At 59.8% G+C, this 4,318-nt stretch carries 5 protein-coding genes; 3 read left to right on the top strand and 2 right to left on the bottom strand.

The genetic code is table 11. The annotated features are described in order from the left end of the window. The coding region (locus WA989_RS14870; protein ID WP_424341263.1) for an SDR family NAD(P)-dependent oxidoreductase at positions 1 to 227 on the bottom strand (227 nt) is incomplete at its 3' end. Positions 228 to 370: 143 nt separating this feature from the next. On the opposite strand from WA989_RS14870, the gene WA989_RS14865 reads away from it, so the two are divergent. After that, positions 371 to 739, top strand: a complete 369-nt coding sequence (locus WA989_RS14865) for a VOC family protein (RefSeq protein WP_424341262.1) — start codon at positions 371 to 373, stop codon at positions 737 to 739. 72 nt (positions 740 to 811) lie between these two features. On the opposite strand, the gene WA989_RS14860 is transcribed toward WA989_RS14865, so the two are convergent. Further along, positions 812 to 1,078, bottom strand: coding sequence for a hypothetical protein (locus WA989_RS14860; protein WP_424341261.1), 267 nt, complete (start codon positions 1,076 to 1,078; stop codon positions 812 to 814). A 165-nt stretch (positions 1,079 to 1,243) separates the two neighbouring features. Here WA989_RS14860 and WA989_RS14855 point away from each other — a divergent pair, with 165 nt between their 5' ends. Continuing rightward, entirely contained in the window at positions 1,244 to 2,527 is a 1,284-nt protein-coding gene (locus WA989_RS14855) for a NupC/NupG family nucleoside CNT transporter (protein WP_424341260.1), read from the top strand. Between the two features lie 85 nt (positions 2,528 to 2,612). Beyond that, positions 2,613 to 4,318, top strand: a 1,706-nt coding sequence (locus WA989_RS14850; RefSeq protein WP_424341259.1) for a TonB-dependent receptor, incomplete at its 3' end; no start/stop codon positions are given.

Genomic DNA, 4,318 nt, shown 5'->3' with positions numbered 1-4,318 from the left:
GTGACGGATGAGCCGTTCGCGATCGCCTCGCCGCCCATCGCCTCGATTTCCTTGACCACGTCATTGGCCGCTTCGGAGCTGCCGCCTGACCCGTCCATCGAGGCGCCAAGGTCATTGACGACGACCTTTGCCCCGCGGCGGGCTAGTTCGAGCGCGTGGCAGCGGCCAAGGCCTCCACCTGCGCCTGTAACAATGGCGACGCGATCATCAAAACGGATATTGGACATGGAATTCTCCCGAGAGGCGGATATTTCTTTGGCCAGCCTTGCAGCATTGGTTCACCCAAAGGTCAAGCTTCGCGCCGGGGCAGCTCTTGTCGCACTCTCGGCCGCATGCTGAAACCGTTCCTAGATAAAGAGGAGGAATGACAATGCTGGCTTATGTGACACTCGGCTCGAACGATGTGGAAAAGGCCAAGGCTTTTTACGACGCGCTCATGCCTGAACTCGGCGCGAGCCGCTTTTTCGACAATGGCCGCCTTTATTTCTATGGCACGGGACCCGGCCAACCCATGCTGGCGATTGGCGGGCCATATGACGAGCAGGCGGCCACCTGCGGCAACGGTGTGATGCCGGCGCTTGCGGCCAAGGATAATGAGACAGTGGATCGGGTCTACAAGAAGGCCATCGAGCTTGGCGCTAAGAGCGAAGGCGAACCGGGCAACCGGATGCCGACCTTCTATGGCGCTTACTTCCGCGACCCTGACGGCAACAAGATCTGCGTCTGCAAGCTCGGCTAGTTTTCACCAGACAACAAAAAGGCCGCAGACTGGCTCTGCGGCCTTTTTCTCTAGTCGTCATGCTGCCAATAGCTATGTCGAAGAGACGTTCTTCACGTCGCCGTCCTGGACAAGTCTGCTGACGGCATCATCGATGTAGCGCAACAGAGGACGTCCATCTGTCTCCGGTTGGCGGTTTGACCAGTCGTCATGTTGCTGGCGCATCTCGTGCAGCTTTTCGAGCTTTTCATCGAGGGCTTCGGATGAGTTCATGACCCCGTCAACCTGATCGGATGTGACCGGGCGCGGCTCCATGACGACGTCCTGGTCTCGCAGCGGCGTGTGGGTCTTCTTTCTCATGGGTCATCCTTTCATCACTATTCTGGGTGTAAAACCAACGGCCCAGCCAACGCTCCTGTTCCATTCCGATCCTGCAGGCTGATGAGGGAGGCTGAAACTCGGGGGTAGAGAAGGGCGCGAACGCAGGCTAAGGCTTGAAATCTTCCGTGGAATGAGGAGCAGGGCATGGAATGGGGCTGGGACAATGCGCGCGCGCTTATCGGCATCGCGCTGATTTTCGGGATTGGCTGGCTTCTGTCGGAGCGGCGCAAGGAATTTCCCTGGCGCATCATTCTCGGCGCGGTTGCCATCCAGTTCGTCTTTGCGCTCGTCCTGTTCGGCCTGCCGCCTGTCAGAAATGTTCTTTTCAAGGCCAATTTCATCGTTGATGGCCTTCAGGAGGCGACCCGCAATGGCACGAGTTTCGTCTTCGGCTATGTCGGCGATAATCAGGCCGCCAGTAATCTCATGACCGGCGATGCGCCGCCGCTCTTCTTCTTCCAGATTTTGCCAATCGTTATCGTCGTCGCCGCGCTTTCAGCCATTCTCTGGCACTGGCGCATCCTGCGCTGGATCACCAAGGGGTTTGCCTTTGTCTTCCGCAAGGCGATGGGGCTTGGCGGGGCGACATCGCTTGCCGTGTCCGCAAACGTCTTCATGGGCATGACCGAGGCGCCCGTCCTGATCAAACCGTACATCAAGGGCATGACACGGTCGGAAATCTTCATCCTGATGACAGCCGGGTTCGCCACGATCGCAGGCTCGGTCCTGATCATCTACACGACTTTCCTCGAAGGCGTGATGGCCAACCCGCTCGCGCAGCTTCTTACCGCATCGATCATTGCCGCCCCGGCGGCCGTTGCGATCGCGCTGACTATGGTGCCAGAGACCGTGCAGGAAGATGAGCGGGCGCATGAGCCAGACTTCGAATACGAATCGACCATGGACGCCTTTGCGACTGGCGCCGCTGACGGCCTCAAGATCGTTCTGAACATTGCGACCATGCTGATCGCCGCGCTGGCGCTGCTCTGGCTGGCCAACGCTGGCCTCGGCGCGCTGCCGGCTGTGAATGGAGAGCCACTGTCCATTCAGCGAATCCTCGGATGGATCTTCGCGCCGTTGATGTACATGATCGGCGTGCCCTGGGCCGAAGCCCCGCTGTCGGGCTCGCTGATGGGGATCAAGACCGTCCTCACCGAATTCGTCGCCTTCATCGAACTTGGCAATGTGCCGCCCGAAGCGATGGACCCGCGCACCCGCATCATCACAGCGCACGCGATTTGCGGCTTTGCCAATTTCGGCTCGATCGGCATTCTGATCGGTGGGCTCAACATCATCGCGCCGGAACGCCGCGAAACCTTCCTGCAACTAGCCTGGAAGACCCTGATCGCAGGGACGCTCGCGACCTGTCTGTCAGGCGCTGTCGTCGGCGCGCTACCGGTCGCGCTGTTTACAGGGGGCACGGGCTGACGCAGCGAAGCCCTCGTCAGAGGCATGGGGCCGCACTAGCATTTATTGAGACCCGTATTTCCTCCTGAACTCTGAGTAATTGCCCATGCCGCTCCGCCGCCTGCTCGCGACATCTGCCAGTATTGCCATCCTCACAGGGGGGAACGCGATGGCGCAGTCTTCGGCACAGGTCGAACGCCTCTCGCCTGTAACGATCTATGGCGATCGCGCTAACGGACAACCGGGAAGCGTCGCCGTGCTCGAAGCTGAAACCGTCGCCACGATAAATGCAGACCACCCCGCTGAAATTCTTAACCAGCTTCCGGGCGTCAATATCCAGATGAATTCCGGGCAGGAGCACCTGATCGCGCTCCGCTCGCCGGTCCTGACCGGCGGTGCGGGGCAGGGGAGCTTTCTCATCCTCCAAAACGGCGTGCCGACGCGCGCCCCCGCTTTCGGCAACGTCAATTCCCTGTTCGAGATCCACCATGAAGTGGCTGACGCGATTGAGATCGTGCGTGGGCCTGGCTCGGCAAAATATGGTTCGAACGCGGTTCATGGCCTGATCAATGTCATTCTCGGTGAGCCGGACTTTGATAGCTATATCGATACCCGCCTTACGGGCTCCACGCTCAACCGCTACCGCGCGGACATGACCGGCAATCTTTCGGACACCGCCCGCCTCTCGGTCTCGCTACAGGACGATGCCGGCTGGCGCGATTTCACTGGCGTGGAGCAGCAAAAGGGCTCCGGCGCCTATCAGTTCAACACTGCCGGTTGGAACGGCCTCGCCTGGATCAGCGCTTCAAACCTCAATCAGGAAACCGCCGGCTTCCTCGAAGGCTACAAAGCCTATCGCGACGATGACACGGCGACGACGAACCCCAATCCGGAAGCCTACCGTGACGCCCAATGGGCGATGGGGGCTGTGCGTCTGACGCATGCGCTGGGGGCTAGCGAGATTACGCTGACGCCCTTCTATCGCTGGCAGGAAATGGAGTTTGCCCAGCACTTCCTGCCGAATGGCGGCTTCGAGGAGAACGGCCATGATGGCGGCGGCCTTATGGCGAAATATGAGGTCGCGGCCTCAGATCAGGTAACGCTCCGCATCGGCGCCGATGTCGATATTTCGTCCGGGTGGCTGCGCGAAACACAGCCTGATCCGTTCGGCTTCTTTCCCGGCGATACGCGCTTTCCGACGGGTGTTCATTACGACTACACGGTCGATACGACGATGCTCGGCCTGTGGGGCGAAGCCGAATGGTCTGTGTCGGACGAGCTCACCATTCTCGCCGGACTGCGCGGCGAAACCCATGATTATGATTACACGACCGACGCGCCTTCCGGACCGAATGGCCGCTTCCTCGTGCCCGGAGACCGCGAAGACAGTTTCGATCTTCTGACCCCCAAGCTCGGTGCGATATGGACGCCCGGGCTGGGCGGCATCAGCTACTACGCCAATTATGCGCGCGGCGAACGCGCGCCACAGGCGTCTGATCTCTACCGCCTCCAGTCCCAGCAGGGGATCGCAGAAGCGGAGGTCGAAACAATGGACAGTATTGAAGTCGGCGCGCGGGGCAACGCACTCGGTAGCGCTCTCGCGTTCGATGTCGCGGCATACTATGCGGAAAAAGAGAACTTCTTCTTCCGCGATTCTGATGGTCTTAATGTCACCGACGGCTCTACGCGCCACCAAGGTATTGAGGCTGAGGCCAGTTGGCTCGTGAACGAATCGTTCACTATAAGCGGCACGGCGAGTATCGCTGAGCATACCTATACATTTGACCGGATCGTCGGAAATGGGTCCGAGAT

It is taken from the genome of Henriciella sp., from assembly GCF_049649345.1.
Classification (GTDB): Bacteria; Pseudomonadota; Alphaproteobacteria; order Caulobacterales; family Hyphomonadaceae; genus Henriciella.
This window is presented reverse-complemented; position numbering and strand designations above follow the sequence as displayed.